This is a genomic window from Tundrisphaera lichenicola, assembly GCF_051175385.1.
Taxonomy (GTDB): Bacteria; Planctomycetota; Planctomycetia; order Isosphaerales; family Isosphaeraceae; genus Tundrisphaera; species Tundrisphaera lichenicola.
This window is the reverse complement of sequence record NZ_CP195106.1, coordinates 2,321,206-2,339,819: the sequence shown is the minus strand read 5'-3', so window position 1 is coordinate 2,339,819 and position 18,614 is coordinate 2,321,206. Positions and strand designations below refer to the sequence as shown.

Sequence of the window (18,614 nt, the reverse complement as noted above, 5' to 3'; positions counted from 1 at the left end):
CGGACTCAGCTCATGTGCACCTGCTCGCAGGCCTTCCTCATGGCCTCTAGCGGCCCGGGATCGGCGAGTCGATGATCATTGCCCACGACGATCAGGGCCGACTCGAGCAGGCCGCTGTTCCTCAAGAGTTCTCGACTTTCAACAATTGGGACGACGGCGTCGGCTTCCGAGTGCAGGATCAGGGTGCCGGGCTTGACCGTCATGGCGGAGCCCCAACGCTTCCAGGCCGGGCAGAGCAGGACCAAGGGCTTCGAACCCGAGTCGAGGTTCATCGCCACGGCTCCTCCCCGAGAAGAGCCCACGATCACGGCGGGTTGGTGCAGGTCGAACTCCCCCTGAGCGGTCTGGACTGCGTCGTCGAAGTCATCATCATCGAGGCTCGGGTTGATCACCTCGTGTCCGTGATCGATCAGATGCGTCGGTTTCAAACCGCCAGGCACCGAATGCCATCCGTGGAGGAAGAGGATCTTCATCGGACGCGGACTCCGAATGGAAAACAAACTCTCCCGCGATCACCCGGGACGTATGGTCGTTTCCGGCTCCCGGTTCGGAACGACCAAACCACGGCCAATCCCATCCCAGAGATCGAGCCGGGCTTCGAGGGCACGGACCGCCGCGGATTCGGCACGAGCCCAACGGGCCGGGTCGTCGCCGCAGAGGTCTTCCACCAACCGCTCTGCCATCGGGCCATGCTCGCCATCGTCCACCTCGATGTGGCGGTCGAGGTAGTAGCGGAACACGTCCAGTGCCGTCCCGTTCGTCGTCCCCAACTCTTCCACGATCCGGCGGAAGACATCAGGCAGCAAGCCCTCTCTCCCGAAGGTGAAGGCGGAGGCGATGGCAGGTAATTCGTCGCTTTCGATGACCTCGAACGTTTCGGACAGGAACCGCCGAACTGGGGCAGGGAGGTCGACCGTTTCGATGGCTGGTCGGACTCTGGCCCCTCGCCGGATCTCCTCTATCAGTCGAACGATCGGATTCGTATCGGCCCCGCATTTCCGCATCGCCTTGAGGTAGAGGTCGAAATGGCTGGAGGGGTTTCCCTCATCATCCAGGTCGGATTCCTCCCCCACCACGATCTGGTTGACCAGGCGGCAGGCGGCGGGGTTCGAGGGAGGGGTCCAGGGCACCTCCACGCAGCAGAGACGACGTTGCAACCCTTTGAGTAGTGACATGAAGTCCCAGACGGCATAAACGTGGAACGCCATGAACCGGCGCAATGCTTCGAGGTTGTCGATTCGATCGTAAACCGGGTGTGTCAGGAGGGCTTCTCGGAGGGGCCGGATGCGATGATGAATGAAGTCGATTCTTGGCGAGGGCACGATCTTGTCCGACTGAGGTATGAGGGCGGTACCGCAGCCTCATTATAGCCGAACGATACTCGATCGAGCAGTTGGATCGCGAGAGCCTGAGGTGTCAGAGGTTGGAGGAATATTGAGTGAGACTCGCTTGAAAGAAACCTACCTCGATGAGTACAACGCCAGCTAGAACCGAACAATCGCCTTGACGCCAAGACCCGAGGTCGCGGATATGTCGTGGATGGAATGGTATCAGACGCTGTCGAAACCATCGTGGACACCCGCCCCTTCCATCATCGGTCTGATCTGGCAGATTCTCTATCCCATCCTCCTGGTCAGCTTCGGGTTCGTCTTCGTCCAGTCAATCCGGCGCAAGGTGCCGCGCCTCGTGGCTTTGCCCTTCCTGATCAACCTGGTGGCGAACCTGATCTTCACCCCGATTCAGTTCGGCCTGCGGAACCTGCCGATGGCGGCGCTGGACATCCTGATCGTCTGGGGCACGATCCTCTGGTGCATGGTGGCCATCTGGCGGCACTACCGATGGGTGGCCCTCGCACAGGTCCCTTATCTGATCTGGGTCTCACTGGCCACGATCCTTCAATTGTCGATCACGGCGATGAATTGGGGAGGGCGATAGCCGCTCGTGAGCGGCTCGAGGAAAAACTAGTTGCTGTAAATCAATTGCATGTCATTGGATTGGTGAGTGCCTGTCGAATTCGGCGCGATCACCCTCGCGATCGGATCTGATCGAGGAGATTCGGGTCCTTGATCTCCCCGTCTCTCGCCAGCAGGATGACCTTGGTGAGGATCTCGGCGGTCTTGGGGTCGTCATCGGCGAAGGGCAGGAAGATTCGCCCTCGGTGCTGGCTGTGGACCGGCACGATGAAGAGCGTCCCCCCCGGCATCATCTGCGTCGTCGCGCTCCCCAGGTGCACGTTGTACTCGCCCAGAGTCCCGTCGATGAAGACGTGAGATCCCTTGATCCTGACGTTCTTGATCCCGAGCAGGGAGAGCGTCTCGCGGAGGAGCGAGGTCCGAAGTTCGACCGTGCTGGCCGAGGCTTCGGGATCGACGGACCCTCGATGGGCCACGCTCACGATCAGGTCCACGTCGCGCATCACCTCACTGAAGAGGCGTTGCGGGACGTCGCCAAGCTTCATCACCTCGTCGGCCCCGCGCCTGGCGAATCGGATCCGTTCCAGAGTCAGGCCCTCGATCTCGGCCGGGGTGTGGAAGGACTCGAGGAATTCGATCCAGGCGACGAGCTTTTCATCGTGGAAGGTCCGGAAGACTCCCTCTTCGGGGGCCGTCACCCATCCCCGACTTCCCAAAAGAGCGAGGGCTTGCCGGGGGTTGACCTGCTGCCCGGCGTATCTTTGGCTGAAGGTCGCATCCCGCTTTTCCTGCGAGGTCGGAATGTACAACTCGCGGAAGACTTGCTTGAACGGCTGGACTCTCTCGCTGGAGAAGCAGTCTCTCTGCCACTCGGTCCAGTGCTTCGACTTCAGGAGATCGACGGGATGGGCCAGCCGAAGGACCTCCGACTTCTTGATGGGCTCGACCTTGCCGGCCTGATCTCGGAGGCCCTTCCCCCCACCCACGGGGTAGCCGCAGATCCCTTCGCCGATGAACACCAGTCGTTCGAGCATCGGCCGGAGGATGACATTCCCCATCAACTCGACCAGCGAGTCTCCACGGAAGGTATCGCCGCGACACATCGCCTCTTCCAGCGAGATTCGCATCCGGCTGGACGATCGCTTGAGCTGGGTCTTTCGCTCGGTCAACTCACCGATGGCTTCGTTTTTCCTGGCTTCCGGGGGGAGGCTCTTGAGGGCTCGCTCGCCCCGCATCACCGTGATCTCGGGCTGGCCCTCGGAGTCGATGGCGAGGCTGACCGTGATGTCCTTGAAGCTCACCCGGACCGGCCCCTGGGCCAGGTCGGCGGTTTCCAGCCCCTCCATCGCCCACTGGAGGCGGGTCGGGTCGGAGTAGCCGGCCGTCCTCGCGAGATTCTCCTGGCCGATCCTAGCGGCGAGCTTCTCCGAGGCTTGCCGCTGAGAGCCGAACTGGCGACTGGCCCGGATGAACTCCTGCATCGTCCTGTATCGCTCGAGGACATCCTTCCGGGCGTCCTTCCGGTCGAGGGGGAGCAGGCCCAGGGCACGGATTGCGTCCTGCTTGCGCTTTTCCGCGATCTCCTTGACCAGATCGGCCTTCTTCAACTGGTCGAGCATGGCCTCGGCGAAGAGTTGCGCCCGCTTGTGACCGCCACCACCGCTGGCGTACTTCGCGAACTCGTCGAGCCGGGCCCAGCGCTTCTCACCGAGTACCTGATGGGTCCGCCGGAACCAATCGACGTCGACTGCCCCTTCGGTCAGGTCTTCGAGCGACAGGGGAGTGAGCTTGCGGATCTCCGCGTTCCAGGCCTCGCGAATCTCGGCATCGACGCTCCAACTGCTATCCTTCGTGTGCGCGTGGAACCACCAGACCGCCTCCTCGAAGAGCGGCCACCCCAACGCCTCCTGGACGAACCGGGCCCATTGGGGAGCGTAGAACGCCAGGGCGAGCAGTGAGTTCTCGCCGATCTTCGCCGCCTTGACGGCGCTGGCGAACTCTTCGGCCGTCTCCCCCTTGCCGGGCCGGGTTGCCCGGAGGAGGTGGCTGAAGACGCTCGACTTCGCCAGGCTACCCTCGCCCCAGCTATAGGTCCGCTGCAACTTCGGATCGCGTCCGATCGCTTCCAGGATGCCGACGAGCACGCGGAGTCCGCCGGAATACCGCATCGCCAGCGCCGGATGTGTTACCACCGTCGGGCTTTCACCCCGAGCGAGTTCGATCTCCAGGATCCGATCCATCGCCTTCTGGACGATCGGCACGACCGCCTCGGGGAGTTCCTTCCGATACAACGCGGCCGTCGAGTGTCGAATCGCGTCGAATTGGGAACTGGCGTTGTACTGGGAGAGCGGGCGAGGCCCGAGCAGGTGATCGAACAGGTCGTGCTCGTTCGCCCAACCCGCCTGGAATGCCTCCAGCAAACGATCCCAGCCCACTCGGCTTCGCGTGATTTTCTCCGATCCCGATTTTGCCTTCTTGCCCTTGGTCCCGGATTCTTGCCCCGATTCTCCGATCCCGAGCGGCTCGTCGATCCAGCGTTGGAGCCCGAAAAGCCGTTTGGTGTGCTCGACGGTCCATTGCCCTTTCTGATCGGCGAAGGTCTTCAGCGTGGTCGTGAGGGCCTGGAATTGTCCGATCTGATCGCGGAATTCATAATCTTCGTCGCCGTAATAGTTCGAGGACTTGATCTTCTCCGAGACCTTCTCCGGCGGGATTGAGGCAAGGATGGTCTCGAGCCCGTCCAGGGCGAAGTCGGCGATGTTCCCGTCTGTCCTGTGGAATGAGACCCACTGGAGGATGTGATTCAAGACGTTCAGATACTTGGCCTTCGGCAACTTTCCGACCAGTCGCTCCATCAATTCGGCACGCCAGCCGGTTCCCCTCGAAGCTCGGTCCTCCTCCAGGAGCGACGAGAGGACCAGGGCACGGATCCCCTCCAGCCCGTCGGGGTCCTTCGCAACCTTCGGCCGCTCCTCCCAGGCCTTCCACCAGACCTCGCCCAGTGGCAGGTCCTCGAAGGGCCGAACCTTCAACTTGCCGGCCTCGCTTTCCATCGGCGAGGGGAATGACCAGGATGAGATCGATCCCAGGGGATGGTCCTGCATGTCCCCGAGGTAGTTCTTGAAGGAAACCGGCTCCTCGCGATGCTTGTGAATCCGGTCGATGCAGTGCTTCACGAGCGCCAGCGCGGCCGGGGTCCCGAATTTTACTCCCCGAGCCTTGGGGAGGCTGGGCGGCGTCCGCCTGGAGTTGTCCATCAGGCCCGCGGCGTCGTCGAGAGTGATCGCCACAACCTCGACCTGAGTGAGCTTGTCGAGATAGACCTGCTCGTCCCGTTCGAGTTCCTTCCGGGAATCCCGATAGATCTCGGCGATCGCGCGGCCCTTGGCGATCGACCGCCCTGCGTCCCGCATCTGGCACAAGAGGTCGAGCCCGGCGAGTCTCTTCGGGAGCCCCTTGGCCGAGGTCAGTCGGGCGGCGCTGGCGAGGGCCTGGTCGTCCTTCAGCGAGAGGATCAGGTTGAGCACGCTCCGACGGAGGTCGCTCCGCTTGCGATCGAGCAAGGATTCGAGCTTGTCGAGGTCCTCGGGGGCGATCTTGAGCCGACTCATGGCCTTCACGGCGGTCTCGCGAACATCGCCGGCGGCGTCACCCACGAGTTTCACGAGGGTTGCGCGGGCCTCGGCGTCCAGCCGAGGGAGCTTCGCGAGCAGGTAGGCCACCCTCGCCCTCTGCGGGGACGACATCGCATCGAGATACGGTAGGAGGCAGGACGCCGGGCGATCGCCCAGCGCATCGACCAGTTGATCCGCGACCCCCTGACGCTGGACGTCGACCTTCATCCAGGGCCAGACCAGGGGCTCCTGATTTCCGGGCTTTGCCGGGGTTCGCCCGTAAAGGCGGGCCAGACGATCGAACAGATCGCCCGAGCCCTGGGGGATCGGCATCGTCGCGTAATATCCGAACAACGACCTTTCCTTGGCGAGGGCGTCGTCCTCCTCCGATTCGTCTTCGTCTCCCAGCGGATCTCGCTTGAGCTCGGCGATCGCGAGCGAGGCGGCGTGGGACGCCACGCGGGGATCGGGATCGTCCACGGCGAACCGAAGAGGGTCGAAGGTCTCGCGGATGGCGATCATTCCCAGGACATGGGCCGCGACGAATCGATGATCTTCTCGGGCGTGATGCAGGAGCTTCTCGGCCTCGATGATCGTCGCCGGGGCGTCATCGAAGGCCATCGACCAGAGTCCCAGGAAGGCCCGCTCGGCGTCGTCTCCGAAGATCGCCTCGTCCCGGGCCTGGTTGTCGTCGAGGAAGGAGGTGATCGAGCGGAGGGTTTCGGAGACGTACTTCGTGCTGACGGAATCGAGCGGCATCCCGAGCCAGACGTCGACCGCGCGGACGGTGGCGCTGAATCGCACGAGGTTCTCGTCCTCGATCAGGCGCAACATCCTCCGGAAGGCGTCAGGATGAGAGAAGTCGATCGACTCCAGGATCACCTGCCGCAGTCCTTCCTGGCGTTGTGCCGCCATCAGGAGCTTCTCGATGAACTCCCAGCAATCCGGCTTCCCGCTGCAAAGGAAGGCCGTCGTGACATGCCGCCCCATCTGCCCGACCTCGTGGAGGCCCGAGGCGCTCTCCCGGAGGATTTGCTCGACTTGACTTCCACGCGAACCGCCCAGATCGACCGCCCCGGCCAGGAGGAGTCCCACCTCATGCGACGCGTAATAGCCGGAGACGTGGCCGGCATGGGCGGCCAGCCAGGGGAGATCCTCGTCGATCCCTTCCAGGGCCTGGAGCAGGTTCGCCAGGAACGAGCGGCGGACGTCGATGAAGAGGTCGGGGCGGCCTGGCGCGCGGAATGGTTTCCGGGAATAGCCGGTCTGATAGGGGAGCTTCGCCTGAATCGCCCAGGCGGCCTTGAAGGCGTCGGAGTCGCGGGGAAAGAGCGCCTCTCCGAGCCTCAATAGCTCGGATTCCGGCAGGGGTTTCATGTGCTCGACCGCGTTTCTCCGGTAATTCCACGGAGAGTCCTCGACGCGTTTCCCCTTCTCGTTGTACCCCAGGATCCGCCGTCCGACCGTCCGGGTATCGCCGTCCAGCTTCGCCAGCCGGTCCATCCGAGCTTCGAGCCAGGGTTTCACCTTCCTGGCAGCCTCAATCCGCTTCTCGATCTCTTCTTGCTTGAGCATCGGGATCAGGCCCCCGCCAGGAAGGTCAATCGGATGAAAGTCACCCGACTATCGGGTCCGAGATGAACGATGGCGTCGAGATCGCGGCATTCGAGGTCGTCGATGGAAACGAGATAGAGCCCATCGACGAACCCTTCAAGGGCCACGGCAACGGCCTCACCGAGATCGACCCGTGGAGTGGCCCCCCGTTTCGGGTCACGACCCTCCGGGCTGATCTTGCCGCGATCGGCCCCGTCGGCGATCTCTCCGGGCGACAGGACGCGGTCGAGACGTCGCGACTCTTGACGCTTCTCGAACGCGGAGACTTCCTGACGGACCACATGAGTAATCAAGTCGCGCAAGGTGAACGGACCGCCCTCGCCGATATCGCCGGGCGGGGGGATCGAATAATCCTCGAAGAGGGGGCGGCGTCGGCCCAGCCCCTTACCTTTGATTGTGAGCATCAGAGCAGGATATCAAGTGCGAAATCGCGATCAAGCGGATGGTGATCATTCGCACTTGAATGGGATCGGGAATTCGAAAAGCTCCTGGTTGAGATCATCGAAATACTAGCGGATCCGGCCGGTCGCGAGGGCCCAGGCGAAGGCGAATAGGGCCGCCGCGACCAACCAGAGCAGGTGGTGCAAAACAGAGCGGGGGCGCAGGACCGACTCGCCGGGATCGAGGGGATTATAATGGACGTCCACCTCGCTCCCGACCGGATAGCGAGCGGTAATCCGGCCGGCGAGTCCCGGGAACGACGCCGCGACCGTGACTCCCATGGTCAGGCGATCGCCAATGTATTGCCGGCCTTTCACCTCGTAGCTGTATGTCACGCGTGGCTTGAATCGGACTCTCGGACGACGGTGAGTGTCGTCGAAATCAGGCCTGGCCCGGAATGCTTCCACTCCGGCGGCCGTGATCCGACCCCGGGTGATGGGCCAGGCGCAGGCCCGACGGACCGCCTGGGTAAAGACGAGTGTGAAGAGGCTGGCCGCCAGACCCATCCCGGCCGCCGCGGCGACAAGCGGGGCTCGGTCGGGATTCTCCACGTGTGATCCAAGCCACCCAAGCGCGTTGAAGTAAAGCCCGGCCGTGATCAATGGGCCGCCGACGAAGAATAGCAGGACTGCGCCCCCACCAACGATCATGACTCCCTTGGGGAGTTCGCGCTCCACGACCGCCGTCGCAGGCTCGGCGGGGTTGTAAAAGACGGTCACCCTGGCACCCACCGGGTAGCGGGCCAGGATTGCCTCTCGTTCGGTCCCTGCCGTCTTCTCGGCGATGCTGACTCGCGAGCACCGATACTTCCGACCTCCGACGTCGTACTCGTATTCGACGAAGGGCTCATTCGTCACTTCCGTGTCGCCGAAGTTGTAACCCGGGTCGTTGGGCTTGTTCCGGCGAGACTGGATTCGCGAGGCAATCACCTTGCCGGTGGTCTCCGGCCAGTGTTTCGCCTGGCGGATCTCCCGGAGCTTGACCACGACGGCGACGAGGATGAGGGCCGGAAACATCGCACAGACGAGGGTGATGAAAACGGCCCCTGCGGACATTGACGATCTCCTATGGAATCATCGTTTCGCAGCCAGTTGAACGCTCAGATCCGGGGTCGATCGATCGGCGCGTGGCGGACTTCACCCCTCGAGAATCCGGGCCGCGGGCGGACTTCGGCCCGGCCTCTTCGGGTTCGTCCTCGGGGAGATTCGGGACCAGCTTCGGGTCGTACTTCGATCCGGCCGAGACCTGGACCATCGTGATCCGCATCTTGGTCGGGAAGAATTTCTCGGAGTCGGGCCTCTTGTGGGCGTGTCCCGCTCCGCCGCTGTCGTCCTTGATGACGAGGTCCATCTGCTTGATGCCCTTGGTCCAGTCGATGGCATCATTTTGCCAGAACGAGGTCATCGGCACGTCCTTCTCATAGACGCCTTCTTTCCGGTAAATCCCGGTGCCGGTGCAGCCGTAACCGTTCCCAATTCCTCGGTTCGGGATGTAGCAGAGAGTCCAGGTCGTGGGCTCGTCTCCTTCCGGCTTCTCGATCACCTCGGCCCGGATGTGGACCGTCCCGTTCCGGTAATCGACGGGTTGGGTCCAGTCCGTGGGGCGATCGGGATTGATCGCATCCCCCTTGACGTAATAGTGCGATTTGCTGGGCTTCGAGTTGTTCGCGTCATCCTTGGTGAAGGTAAACGTCACATCGAAGAGGACGAACTGCTCGGCGAAGCTCATCGAGGGGATCAGCAGGACGGCCGCGAGTCCGGCCATCATCGCCGACCGACCGGGGCATGAGGTTCGATCCTGGAGTTTTTTCATCGGTGGAACCCTTCATGAAAAATCCCCGACGCGACTCGGACGGATCTCGATGCGTCGAGATCGATCGGGCCGGTCGGGGGACGTTGGGATGATCCGAGCCTCAGGCGATCCCGGCGGGGACCACGAACGGCTTCCGGTAGGATCTCGTCAGGAGGGCGTTCGCTTCGGGGGTCCCGACGAAGTTCTCGACCTTGGGATCAAAATCGAGCTTCCGACCCAAGCGATAAGATTCTCCGCTCAGTTGCAGGCCATTCTCGGTCGCGAGGTGGTCCTTCATCCGTGCGAAGGCCTCGCCTCCGAGGCACCCTTCGGCGAAGGGTTGCGTCTGGCTCGCGAATTCGACGGGCTCACCGGTCCGGTACGAGATGTTCGCCAGGTGGCAGAGGGCGCTGGAGTAGTGCCCTTCCTGGATGTCGGCATTCAGATCATCGACCTTCCGGCTCCGGACGGCGGCGATGAAGTTCGAGAAGTGGTCGCCTTCGGGCTCGCGGTCGAGGCTGTCGACCTTGGCGAGCGCCTCGGCCTTATCGCTCCCCTTCGGGAAGAACTTGCCTCCGGCGATGGTGCCCGCCTCGAGATGGAGGATGTTCCCGACCTTCTCACCGAGGTAGGCGTCGGCCTTGAGCCCACGGACCTCGAAGATGAGCTGGGTGTCGCCATAGTCGAAGGCGGTGACCAGCGTGTTGGGCGTCTCCCCCTGGTCCTTGTAGCCGAACCGACCACCCACGCTCTGGACCGACTTGGGAAGGGCCGCGCCGGGGATCATCCAGCGGGCGATGTCCATCTGGTGGACGCCCTGGTTGCCGACGTCCCCGTTGCCGAAATCCCAGAACCAGTGCCAGTTATAATGGACATAGTTGGCGTTGAACGCGTGCTCGGTCGCCGGGCCGGTCCAGAGGTTGAAGTCGAGTTCGGCGGGCGGGGTGGAATCCGGCTTGAAACCGATATCGCCCAGCGGCTTCTGCCATCGGGGCTTGTAGCAGAGGCCGCGGGAGGCTTCGAGCTTGCCGTAGTGCCCCGACTTGACCAGTTCGGCGATCTCGGCCCATCGCTTGCTGGATCGGCCCTGGGTCCCGTGCTGGACGATCCGTCCATATTTCCGGGCGGCCTCGACGGCGACCCGGCCCTCATGGACGTTATGGCTGCAAGGCTTCTCGACGTAGACATCCTTGCCGGCCTGGCAACCCCAGACGGTCATCAGCGCGTGCCAGTGGTTGGGGGTCGCGATCGAGATGGCGTCGAGATTCTTGTCGTCCAATGCTTCGCGGACGTCCTTGATGGTCCTGGGGTCGGATCCGCCTGCGGACTTGATCGTCTTGAGATGCTTGTCGAAGGTCCGGGAGTCGGGATCGATCAGGTAAGTGATCTCCACGTTCTTCATCTTGGAATACGCACCGACGTGGCTGCTGCCCCGACCGTTGAGGCCCGCGACGCCGACCCGGATCGCGTCGTTCGCCCCGATGATCCGGCCTGACGATTTCGTCCCGCTGATGGCAAATCCGACTCCGGCCGCGGCGGCCAGCGATTGCCCGAGGAATCGTCGACGACTCTGATGCGCCATGAACAGGGCTCCTCAAAGGGTGAGGCGGGCCAGCCGATCGCCCGCGGGTCTCGCCATTATGGGCGAGGTCGGCCGCGATTCCCACGATCGGTTTAATTTTCTTGGGAGAATTGGAATGGGGCTCGGCGGCTGGGCCCAGACCCGGGAACTTGGGCGATCGTCGTCGTTTGGCCTCGTCTCATTTCCGATCGGACGGCCAGGACGACCCGCCACTTCGAATTATTGTTGACTCACCCTCACCGGAGCGTCGAGGATGAACCCATCCTGGTCTGGCCTTGCCCAAAATCGAGAACCGCGACAGAATCACCATCCGTTTCAACTCGCCCCCAGGATACATCGCAACCTCGAAGTCCGATCGGGCGCGGATGCTCGCTCCAGCCGCTTCGTATTCCAATTCCGACGGATAGCGACGGAATTCTCATATCGAACAAGGACAGATTCAGATGGTTCGGATCGGCATCGTCGGCATCGGCTTCATGGGCATGATCCATTATCAAGCCGCCTCGAAGCTTGCGAGCGGTCGGGTCGTCGCCGTATGTAGCCGGGATCCGAAGAAGCTGGCCGGGGACTGGACGAGCATCCAGGGGAATTTCGGCCCGAGAGGCGGGCAGGTGGATCTCTCGGCCCAGGCGAAATACGCGGACGTGGCCGAGCTGCTGGGCGACCCGGAGATCGACCTCGTCGACCTCTGCGTTCCCAACGATAACCACGCTCGACTGGCGATCCAGGCCCTCGAAGCCGGGAAGCATGTCCTGGTCGAGAAGCCGATTGCCCTGACGACCGAGGATGCCGACGCGATGGTCGCCGCCGCCAATGCCAGCGGTAAGCTTTTGATGGTGGGCCACGTCTTGCCGTTCTTCCCGGAATTCGCGTTCGCCCGCGAGGCAATCGCCTCTGGCCGATATGGCCGGCTCAAGGCGGCACATCTGAACCGGGTGATCGCCCGGCCCGAGTGGTCCAGCGGGATCGCCGACGCGGACCGGAGCGGCGGTCCGGCCATCGACCTTCATATTCATGACACCCACTTCGTCGGCCTGGTCTGCGGAGTACCCAAGGCTGTTCACTCGCGCGGTGTGGTCGAGGGGGACGCGGTCGTCCACCTTTCCACCCAATATCTCTTCGACGACCCGAATCTCGCCGTCTCCGCCGTCTCGGGCGCATTGAGTCAGCAAGGGCGGCCGTTCACACATGGGTTCGAGTTTTATCTGGAAAGAGCCACCCTCTCTTACGATTTCGCCAACCTCGGAGGACAGGGGCATCTGGCCACACCGCTCTCGGTGATCTTGCCGGACGGGACGGTCGAGCGGCCCGACTTGCCCGGATCGGGAGACCCGGTCGATGCGTTCGTGGCCGAACTGGAGGCCGCCGTCGGGGCGGTCGCCTCGGGAATCCCCAGCCCGATGCTCTCGGGAGAGCTAGCTCGTCAGGCCTTGCGGACCTGCCATGCCGAGGTTCGAAGCGCAACCGGAGGAGGAGTCGTCGCCCTGGGAGATTAAGCCTCGGTCGGATAAGGATAACGATCCGCTCAAGAAATGATCCATAACGGCCGATCCATGAGATACCGGTGGACTGGATGTCCGCCTAGACCCGCCGCTTCAAGGAGGAACGGGGTCATGTCGATGCTCACATCGGAGTGGATCCACCCCACCGCCGTGATCGCCCCCGAGGCGGACGTGGCCCATGATGTCCAGGTCGGGCCTTATTCGATCATCGAGGGGCCGGTCACCGTCGGCCAGGGCACCATCATCGAGGGGCATGCCTGCCTCAGCGGGCCGATGGTGATGGGACGCGATAATTTCGTGGGCCATGGGGCCGTCCTCGGCAAAGGTCCTCAGCACCGGGGCTATCGGGGCGAGCCCACCCTGCTCCGGATCGGGGATGAGAATGTCTTCCGGGAACACGTGACGATCCATCGAGGGACGGTCGCCGGCGGCGGCGAGACCTCGATCGGTGACCGGAATTTGTTCATGATCGGCAGCCACCTGGGCCACGACGGCCGGGTGGGAAACGACTGTACGCTCGTCAATGGGGCGCTGGTCGGCGGTCATGTCGAACTCAATGACGGATGCATCCTGTCCGGTCACTGCGCGATCCAGCAGAGGGTCCGCGTGGGGCGACTGGCCATGCTCGGCGGGCTGGGGTCGGTCACCAAGGATATCCCTCCTTTTGTTCTCCAGCAGGGATACAATTGCGTCTCGGGCTTGAACCTGGTCGGCCTTCGAAGGGCCGGCCTCTCTTCCGAGTCAATAACGGCGCTTCGGGTTGCCTTCCGGGTCTTCTACAAGGAAGGCCGTTCGCAAGGCTCGGCCCTCGACCTTCTCAACGAGGACCTGGGGCATATCCCCGAGGTTTCCGAGTTCGTCGAGTTCATCCGATCCAGCGCACTGGGCGTGAGCCCGTCCCGCGATCCCGGCCGGACTCGACGCGCCAGCTGATCGGCTTATCCGGCGGACGAGCCCCACTCCATGGCGCAAGGATTGCCTCCAGATACCCTCGAACCCGGCCCGATCGGGCCGGCACATCTTGGTATTTCGACGGGGGTCAATCTATGTCAAATCGCCGATGGTTAGCCGCCTTCCTCGCGGTCGGGTTCGTCTTCGCGATCCCGACCCGGGCCATCTCCGATGACAGTCCGTCCGATCTGACCGGGACCTGGACCTGGTCCTGGAAAGACGCGGACGACGTGACGCATCGTCATCTGCTGGAACTCGAAGGCAAGGGCGACTCCTTCAAAGGAAAGGAGCGCTTCGACGATGAGGCCGCGGTGAAGGTCGATGCCCTCAAGCAGGAGGGTAAGACGATCAGCTTCGCCGTGGATCGAGATGGACGTCATGCCGAGTACAAGGGCAAGCTGACCTCCTCCGATCTGATCGATGGCGTGGTCACGGTGACGGAGAATGGCATGTCCAAGGAGTACGATTGGACCGCCAGCCGTCAGAAAGACAAGAAGTGATCCGGATCAATCGTCATCGGCCTGGGTTTCGGCCATCGGACCCGGCCCCATGAATTCGGGAGGTTTGACCGGGTTTTTGTTCATGGGGATCGTCGGTGCCGGATCGACGTATCCGGCCTTGCGTCGATGCATCGACTCGCGAATTCGATGAATTTCCTCCTCGTCCATCAGGCCCGAGTAGTAGGCCTTCTCCAGGGGATCGAGCAGGTCCTTCTCGGTCGTCGGCGCGAGGTCGTGATCGACCTCGCGTTGGAACCGAAATGCTATGACCAATCCCACGATGGTGCAGGCGGCGAGGAGGAACAGCGTCAGGTAATAATATCGGGGATCGATGTCAGCCACGATCGTCGAGCCCCCAAGGGACGAATGCAAGGAAGGTCCTCGGTTTGATTTTGATGGATCAAGCCGAGGTTGTCTAGCATCGAACCCCGTCGTTCCCTCGATCGGGTTCACGAGAAATGAAAACGCCTCGTCCTGAGAGGATTCTCGGGACGAGGCGGATGGAACTGACCTGATCCAACTCGGAATTCAGCGATAATAGCCGTGATGAGGACGGCCGCCGTAATAACCGCCGTAATAGGGACGCGGACCGTATCCAGGTCCGCGACCATAGTAAGGCCTCCCCCCATAGTAGGGCCTGGGGCCGTAATAGGGCCTGGGTCCGTAGATCGGAGGGGCGACAACGACGGGCGGGGCAACGACGACGGGGGGAGCGTAATATCCCGGGTACCCGTAACCCGCGCCCGTCCCGATCCCGAGCGAGAAACCGGGGGTGGATATCCCGATCTGGGCTTCGGCGGACTTCGGCCCGCTCGCCAGGCCGCCCAGGGCCATCAGTCCCGCGAAGGTCAGCGTCTTCCCGATTGTCTTCATGGCGGAACCCCCGTTCGCTATTCGAAGCTCCTCCACTCTCGGAGAGCGGAGGGACGATCGTTCGCCAAACCTGGAGAACTCGAGCTTCTCCAATTGCACGATCCGTGCCGCGCAGGGAACCCGATCCCGAGTTTGGCTCCGGATCGCCAATTCCTACGGAAAATCGGGGAAATCGTCAAGGTCGAGGGGTGAGGGGTGTCGAATCGCGGTGAGGATTCTCCCGGGCCACCAGGAGTCTCGCGCCGGTCTCAAGCCTCGACGATCCGGCCATCGTGGAGCCGGATCTCCCGGTTGGCGGCGGCGGCGACCTCCTGGCTATGCGTGACGACGACCAGGGTCAGCGATTTCTGGTGGCGGATCCGGTCGAGCAGTTCCAGGACGCCCGACTGGTTCCGGCTATCCAGGTTGCCGGTCGGTTCGTCGGCCAGGATCAGGGTCGGGCCGTTCGCCAGGGCCCGCGCGATCGCGACCCGCTGACGCTCGCCCACGGAGAGTCGGCCGGGCCGCTGGTCCTTCCGGTGGGAGAGTCCCACCTCTTCGAGCAATCCCGCCGCCCGTTCGGCCCTCTGGGATCGGGGCCAGGGCCCCTCGAACATCGGGACCTGGACGTTCTCCAGCGCCGAGAGGGTGGGCAGTAGGTGGAAGGACTGGAAGATAAACCCCAGCTTCCTCGCCCGGAAGGAGTCGAGGTCGAGTTTGGCCAGGGGTTGGCCCTCGAAGTAGACCTCCCCCTCGGTCGGTCGATCGAGACCTCCTAGGAGTTGGAGGAGCGTCGACTTGCCGCAGCCGCTCGGCCCGGTGATCGCCACCGACTCTCCTTCCCGGATCGAGAGGGAGACGCCTCGGAGTGCCCGGACCTCGCCATCGGGATAGGTCTTGGCGAGCCCTTCGGCGGCCAGGATCGGCGGACGTCCACCGGAATCACTCATGGCGTAGGGCCTCGGTCGGGTCGAGCAGGGCGGCCCTCAAGGCCGGATAAAATCCCCCGAGGAGGCTGAGCCCCAGGCCCATGGCCAGGCCGATCCCGATCACGGCCGGGGGGAGGTTCGGGTCGACGAAGCCTTGCGAGGTCGGATCGAGGACCAGGGCATTCACCCCGGCGTAGGCCAGGATCGTGCCGACGACCGAACCGAGGAGGCCCAGCACCAGGGCCTCGCCCAGGATCAGGGCGAGGATGCGTTTCCTCCTCCAGCCGAGGGCCCGCAGCAGTCCAACCTCGCCGGTCCGCTCGAAGACGGCCATGAACATCGTGTTCAAGAGCCCGATCGATCCCAGGATCAGGGCGACCGCCGTGGTGGCCCAGCTCATGGTCTTGGTCAGGCGGATCTGGAGGTCTCCCTGGACATAGTCCCGGGCGGGGACCGCCGCCACGCCCGGGATCGACTTCTCGATCCGCCGGGTCAGGTCGTTGATGAATTCGGGCTCGGAGGACTTCGCCGCGACCACCAGGCCCGTCGCCTGTCCTTCGCGGCCCATCATCCGTTGCAGTTCCTCCATCGGGAGGATCAAGCCGCCGTTCTCGAACAAGCTATCGCTCTCGAAGATGGCGACGACCCGGAACGGTTCGCCGGCGATCGCGACCTCGTCGCCGACCGACTTCCCGAGATTCATCCGGAGGACTCGCCCCAGCATGACGACACGACCCGCATCTTGCCCGAAGGCTCGACCCTCCAGGATCCGGATCCCTCGGAAGAGGCGACTCCCCCCCTCCCAGCCGTTTGCCAGGACGCTGACCAGGTTTTTATCCTCGAAGGAGACGGTGTCCATCAGGCTCGGCGAGACGTCGGCCACCCCTTCGACGGCCCGGACCTGATCGACGACGCCGATGTCCAGGTTGCTCGAAAGCTGGTTGCCGATCCCCGCTCGGACGACCACGAGGTCGATCCCCTTAGTTTGGTAGATCGCCATGAACGACTTTTCGAATCCCCAGGCGATCCCCGTCAGGATCATCACGGCGGCGATCCCGACCGAGAGGCCCAGGACCGTCAGCAACGTCCGGGCCTTCCGGTTGAGCATGTTCCGGATGATGAAGGTCGAGAATCGCATGCGGCTTGATGATCTCCCTCGAGGTTCTCAATCGGGGACCCGGCCGACCAGGACGTAGCCCACCCCCATCCAGATCTTTTCGTATCGGGAACCGGGCAGGACCCGCTCGGCGATCGCCCGCACGTCGAGGGTTCGGTATCGTTCGACCATGTCGGTGAAGTCGTCCCCCAGCTTGAGCGCCTTCGAGACGATCCAGCGATCGACGCCCGGCAGGCCCAGTTTGCGGAAGAGCATACGGTCGGTCAAGTTGGGGATCTCGTCCGAGACAACTACCGTCCCCCCGGGCCGGACGGCTCGCACCATCTCTCGGAGAGCCTTCTCGGGGTCGTTGAAATAGTTGAAGCCGCCGATGCTCAGGGCCGCGTCGAACCGATCATCGCGGACCGGGAGGTCTTCGGCCTCTCCCAGGATGAGCTTGAGGTCGCGATCGCCGGCCCGCTTCCGGCAGGCTTCGAGCTGAGAGGTCGACACGTCGATGCCGACCACCGACCAGTCGCTCGGGAGCCAGTCCAGGTAGACACCGTCGCCGATGGCCACATCCAGGAGCTTTAAGTTGGGCTGCTGCGGGAGGTGGCGGAGGACCTTGTCGCGCGATCGTTTTTCCCCGCCGTTGCAGATGAAGGTGAACCACTCCCAGAAGCGAAATTTGGGCCAGAGGGCGCTGTTGTAGAAGTCGCTGGCGATCTTGTTGTTGTCCGAGACCTCGGACTTGGTCACCAGGACCTCGTCTAGGATCGGATAGGCCCGCCTGCAAGAGTCGCAGGTGAGTCCTGGTGCCTCGGCGGAGGGGCGGAGCGACCCGTTGCAGGAGGTGCATCGCCAGAGGTCGAGGTCCGAGGTCCAGTCGGCGGTCGATCGGTCGGCGGTCGCCATCATCAGAGTGGACTCCGGGAAAGTGGCGTTTCGGAGACGTTCGGGGTTGCCTGACTGACGAAACAATAACCAAGTCCAAACCAGATCGAATGACGAGTCGCGCCCGACCAGACCCGACGGATCAAGCCTTCCACATCGACCTCGTTCGAGAGGACCATCGCGACGAACTCTCGATCGAGCCCGAGGGCTCGGAGCCAGGACGCATCAAGCTGCTTGAGGCCGATCAGGTGTCCGATCCCGAAGCGATGGAGGTTGGGTACCTCGTCGGCGACGATCAAGATCCCGCCGGGCCGGGTCACCCGGTTCATCTCGCGGAGCGCGGCGGCATGATCTCGGAAGTAATTGAACCCGCCGATCGACCAGCAGGCGTCGAACGACCCATCGGCGAAGGGCAGGGCCTCGGCCTCGGCATGGGCCAGCCGCCCATTCATCAAGGGCAATCGAGCCAGGCAATCGCGGAGCGGCGTCCGGGCCAGGTCGACTCCATAGGCCGACCAGCCCGAGGGGATCAAACCCAGGTTCGCCCCGTCGCCGATCCCGACTTCCAGAACTCGCGAGGTCGGGGGGGCGACCAGGTGCCGAAGGATCTGGCGGCGGGCCCGACCTTCTCCGCCTTGGAGTCGAAGAAAGAGCCGTTCCCAGGGCCGGAATCGAGCCCAGCCGGGCCCTTCGTAGAACGCCCCGGCGATCCGGTTCCGGCCGGTCAGGGGCCCGATCGCCGAGAGGATACCTTCGGCCTCCGGGTAGGATCGTCCACATCGAGGGCAGATCTTGCGCCGGTCCAACCCGGCCGAGCAATCGAGGCATCGCCAGGGCTCGGCGTCGAGGACGGCCGGGCCCGGCTCGGGCTTCGGATCGGCGGTCGTGACGGGCCTGGACATGGTTGGTCTGCTCTCAAAAGATCGACGGACGAG

The 18,614-nt window shown here is 63.4% G+C and carries 17 protein-coding genes; 4 read left to right on the top strand and 13 right to left on the bottom strand.

From position 1 onward, the window contains the following. Positions 1 to 5: 5 nt before the first annotated feature. Both P12x_RS09190 and P12x_RS09185 read right to left on the bottom strand, forming a co-directional pair. Complete coding sequence (locus tag P12x_RS09190) at positions 6 to 473, bottom strand: alpha/beta fold hydrolase (protein ID WP_435010565.1); 468 nt, start codon at positions 471 to 473, stop codon at positions 6 to 8. 39 nt (positions 474 to 512) lie between these two features. After that, on the bottom strand, positions 513 to 1,322 hold the full coding sequence (locus tag P12x_RS09185) for a DUF3050 domain-containing protein (RefSeq protein WP_435010564.1): 810 nt from the start codon (positions 1,320 to 1,322) through the stop codon (positions 513 to 515). Between the two features lie 208 nt (positions 1,323 to 1,530). Between P12x_RS09185 and P12x_RS09180 the strand changes: the two genes are divergently transcribed. Further along, the gene (locus P12x_RS09180) at positions 1,531 to 1,935 is read left to right on the top strand and encodes a TspO/MBR family protein (RefSeq protein WP_435010563.1); all 405 of its coding nucleotides are present in this window, start codon (positions 1,531 to 1,533) and stop codon (positions 1,933 to 1,935) included. Positions 1,936 to 2,023: 88 nt separating this feature from the next. Here the strand turns inward: P12x_RS09180 and P12x_RS09175 are convergent, their stop codons facing one another. The 5 genes from P12x_RS09175 to P12x_RS09155 all read right to left on the bottom strand — a co-directional run bounded on the left by P12x_RS09175 (position 2,024) and on the right by P12x_RS09155 (position 10,955). Then, on the bottom strand, positions 2,024 to 7,102 hold the full coding sequence (locus tag P12x_RS09175) for a DUF5724 domain-containing protein (protein WP_435010562.1): 5,079 nt from the start codon (positions 7,100 to 7,102) through the stop codon (positions 2,024 to 2,026). A 5-nt stretch (positions 7,103 to 7,107) separates the two neighbouring features. Beyond that, positions 7,108 to 7,545, bottom strand: coding sequence for a hypothetical protein (locus P12x_RS09170; RefSeq protein WP_435010561.1), 438 nt, complete (start codon positions 7,543 to 7,545; stop codon positions 7,108 to 7,110). A 105-nt stretch (positions 7,546 to 7,650) separates the two neighbouring features. Further along, complete coding sequence (locus P12x_RS09165; RefSeq protein WP_435010560.1) at positions 7,651 to 8,637, bottom strand: DUF3592 domain-containing protein; 987 nt, start codon at positions 8,635 to 8,637, stop codon at positions 7,651 to 7,653. A 10-nt stretch (positions 8,638 to 8,647) separates the two neighbouring features. Beyond that, entirely contained in the window at positions 8,648 to 9,394 is a 747-nt protein-coding gene (locus P12x_RS09160) for a hypothetical protein (protein WP_435010559.1), read from the bottom strand. Positions 9,395 to 9,494: 100 nt separating this feature from the next. Next, on the bottom strand, positions 9,495 to 10,955 hold the full coding sequence (locus P12x_RS09155) for a Gfo/Idh/MocA family protein (RefSeq protein WP_435010558.1): 1,461 nt from the start codon (positions 10,953 to 10,955) through the stop codon (positions 9,495 to 9,497). 443 nt (positions 10,956 to 11,398) lie between these two features. Between P12x_RS09155 and P12x_RS09150 the strand changes: the two genes are divergently transcribed. The 3 genes from P12x_RS09150 to P12x_RS09140 all read left to right on the top strand — a co-directional run bounded on the left by P12x_RS09150 (position 11,399) and on the right by P12x_RS09140 (position 13,908). Beyond that, positions 11,399 to 12,451 (top strand): Gfo/Idh/MocA family protein, encoded by a 1,053-nt coding sequence (locus tag P12x_RS09150; protein WP_435010557.1) that lies wholly within the window; start codon positions 11,399 to 11,401, stop codon positions 12,449 to 12,451. Positions 12,452 to 12,568: 117 nt separating this feature from the next. Further along, positions 12,569 to 13,390, top strand: a complete 822-nt coding sequence (gene lpxA / locus P12x_RS09145) for an acyl-ACP--UDP-N-acetylglucosamine O-acyltransferase (protein ID WP_435010556.1) — start codon at positions 12,569 to 12,571, stop codon at positions 13,388 to 13,390. A 113-nt stretch (positions 13,391 to 13,503) separates the two neighbouring features. Continuing rightward, positions 13,504 to 13,908: a hypothetical protein gene (locus tag P12x_RS09140; RefSeq protein WP_435010555.1), complete on the top strand. Its 405-nt coding sequence runs from the start codon at positions 13,504 to 13,506 to the stop codon at positions 13,906 to 13,908. A gap of 6 nt (positions 13,909 to 13,914) precedes the next feature. Here the strand turns inward: P12x_RS09140 and P12x_RS09135 are convergent, their stop codons facing one another. From P12x_RS09135 to P12x_RS09110, 6 genes are all read right to left on the bottom strand, one after another. Next, on the bottom strand, positions 13,915 to 14,280 hold the full coding sequence (locus P12x_RS09135; protein WP_435010554.1) for a hypothetical protein: 366 nt from the start codon (positions 14,278 to 14,280) through the stop codon (positions 13,915 to 13,917). Between the two features lie 156 nt (positions 14,281 to 14,436). Then, on the bottom strand, positions 14,437 to 14,781 hold the full coding sequence (locus P12x_RS09130) for a hypothetical protein (protein WP_435010553.1): 345 nt from the start codon (positions 14,779 to 14,781) through the stop codon (positions 14,437 to 14,439). Positions 14,782 to 15,029: 248 nt separating this feature from the next. Then, positions 15,030 to 15,710 (bottom strand): ABC transporter ATP-binding protein, encoded by a 681-nt coding sequence (locus P12x_RS09125; RefSeq protein WP_435010552.1) that lies wholly within the window; start codon positions 15,708 to 15,710, stop codon positions 15,030 to 15,032. Continuing rightward, positions 15,703 to 16,827, bottom strand: coding sequence for an ABC transporter permease (locus tag P12x_RS09120; protein WP_435010551.1), 1,125 nt, complete (start codon positions 16,825 to 16,827; stop codon positions 15,703 to 15,705). Before P12x_RS09120 ends, P12x_RS09125 begins: the two co-directional genes overlap by 8 nt. Before the next feature lie 27 nt (positions 16,828 to 16,854). Next, positions 16,855 to 17,703 carry a methyltransferase domain-containing protein gene (locus P12x_RS09115; RefSeq protein WP_435010550.1) on the bottom strand — a complete coding sequence of 283 codons (849 nt, stop codon included), beginning with the start codon at positions 17,701 to 17,703 and terminating at the stop codon, positions 16,855 to 16,857. Further along, complete coding sequence (locus tag P12x_RS09110; protein WP_435010549.1) at positions 17,703 to 18,581, bottom strand: class I SAM-dependent methyltransferase; 879 nt, start codon at positions 18,579 to 18,581, stop codon at positions 17,703 to 17,705. The genes P12x_RS09115 and P12x_RS09110 overlap by 1 nt, the downstream gene beginning before the upstream one ends. Positions 18,582 to 18,614 lie beyond the last annotated feature (33 nt).

Coding starts and splice junctions, on each gene's coding strand:
- P12x_RS09190 (WP_435010565.1), bottom strand. CDS start 473: ATGAAGATCCTCTTCCTCCACGGATGGCATTCGGTGCCTGGCGGTTTG.
- P12x_RS09180 (WP_435010563.1), top strand. CDS start 1,531: ATGTCGTGGATGGAATGGTATCAGACGCTGTCGAAACCATCGTGGACA.
- P12x_RS09175 (WP_435010562.1), bottom strand. CDS start 7,102: ATGCTCAAGCAAGAAGAGATCGAGAAGCGGATTGAGGCTGCCAGGAAG.
- P12x_RS09170 (WP_435010561.1), bottom strand. CDS start 7,545: ATGCTCACAATCAAAGGTAAGGGGCTGGGCCGACGCCGCCCCCTCTTC.
- P12x_RS09165 (WP_435010560.1), bottom strand. CDS start 8,637: ATGTCCGCAGGGGCCGTTTTCATCACCCTCGTCTGTGCGATGTTTCCG.
- P12x_RS09160 (WP_435010559.1), bottom strand. CDS start 9,394: ATGAAAAAACTCCAGGATCGAACCTCATGCCCCGGTCGGTCGGCGATG.
- P12x_RS09155 (WP_435010558.1), bottom strand. CDS start 10,955: ATGGCGCATCAGAGTCGTCGACGATTCCTCGGGCAATCGCTGGCCGCC.
- P12x_RS09150 (WP_435010557.1), top strand. CDS start 11,399: ATGGTTCGGATCGGCATCGTCGGCATCGGCTTCATGGGCATGATCCAT.
- lpxA (WP_435010556.1), top strand. CDS start 12,569: ATGTCGATGCTCACATCGGAGTGGATCCACCCCACCGCCGTGATCGCC.
- P12x_RS09140 (WP_435010555.1), top strand. CDS start 13,504: ATGTCAAATCGCCGATGGTTAGCCGCCTTCCTCGCGGTCGGGTTCGTC.
- P12x_RS09130 (WP_435010553.1), bottom strand. CDS start 14,781: ATGAAGACAATCGGGAAGACGCTGACCTTCGCGGGACTGATGGCCCTG.
- P12x_RS09125 (WP_435010552.1), bottom strand. CDS start 15,710: ATGAGTGATTCCGGTGGACGTCCGCCGATCCTGGCCGCCGAAGGGCTC.
- P12x_RS09120 (WP_435010551.1), bottom strand. CDS start 16,827: ATGCGATTCTCGACCTTCATCATCCGGAACATGCTCAACCGGAAGGCC.
- P12x_RS09115 (WP_435010550.1), bottom strand. CDS start 17,703: ATGATGGCGACCGCCGACCGATCGACCGCCGACTGGACCTCGGACCTC.
- P12x_RS09110 (WP_435010549.1), bottom strand. CDS start 18,581: ATGTCCAGGCCCGTCACGACCGCCGATCCGAAGCCCGAGCCGGGCCCG.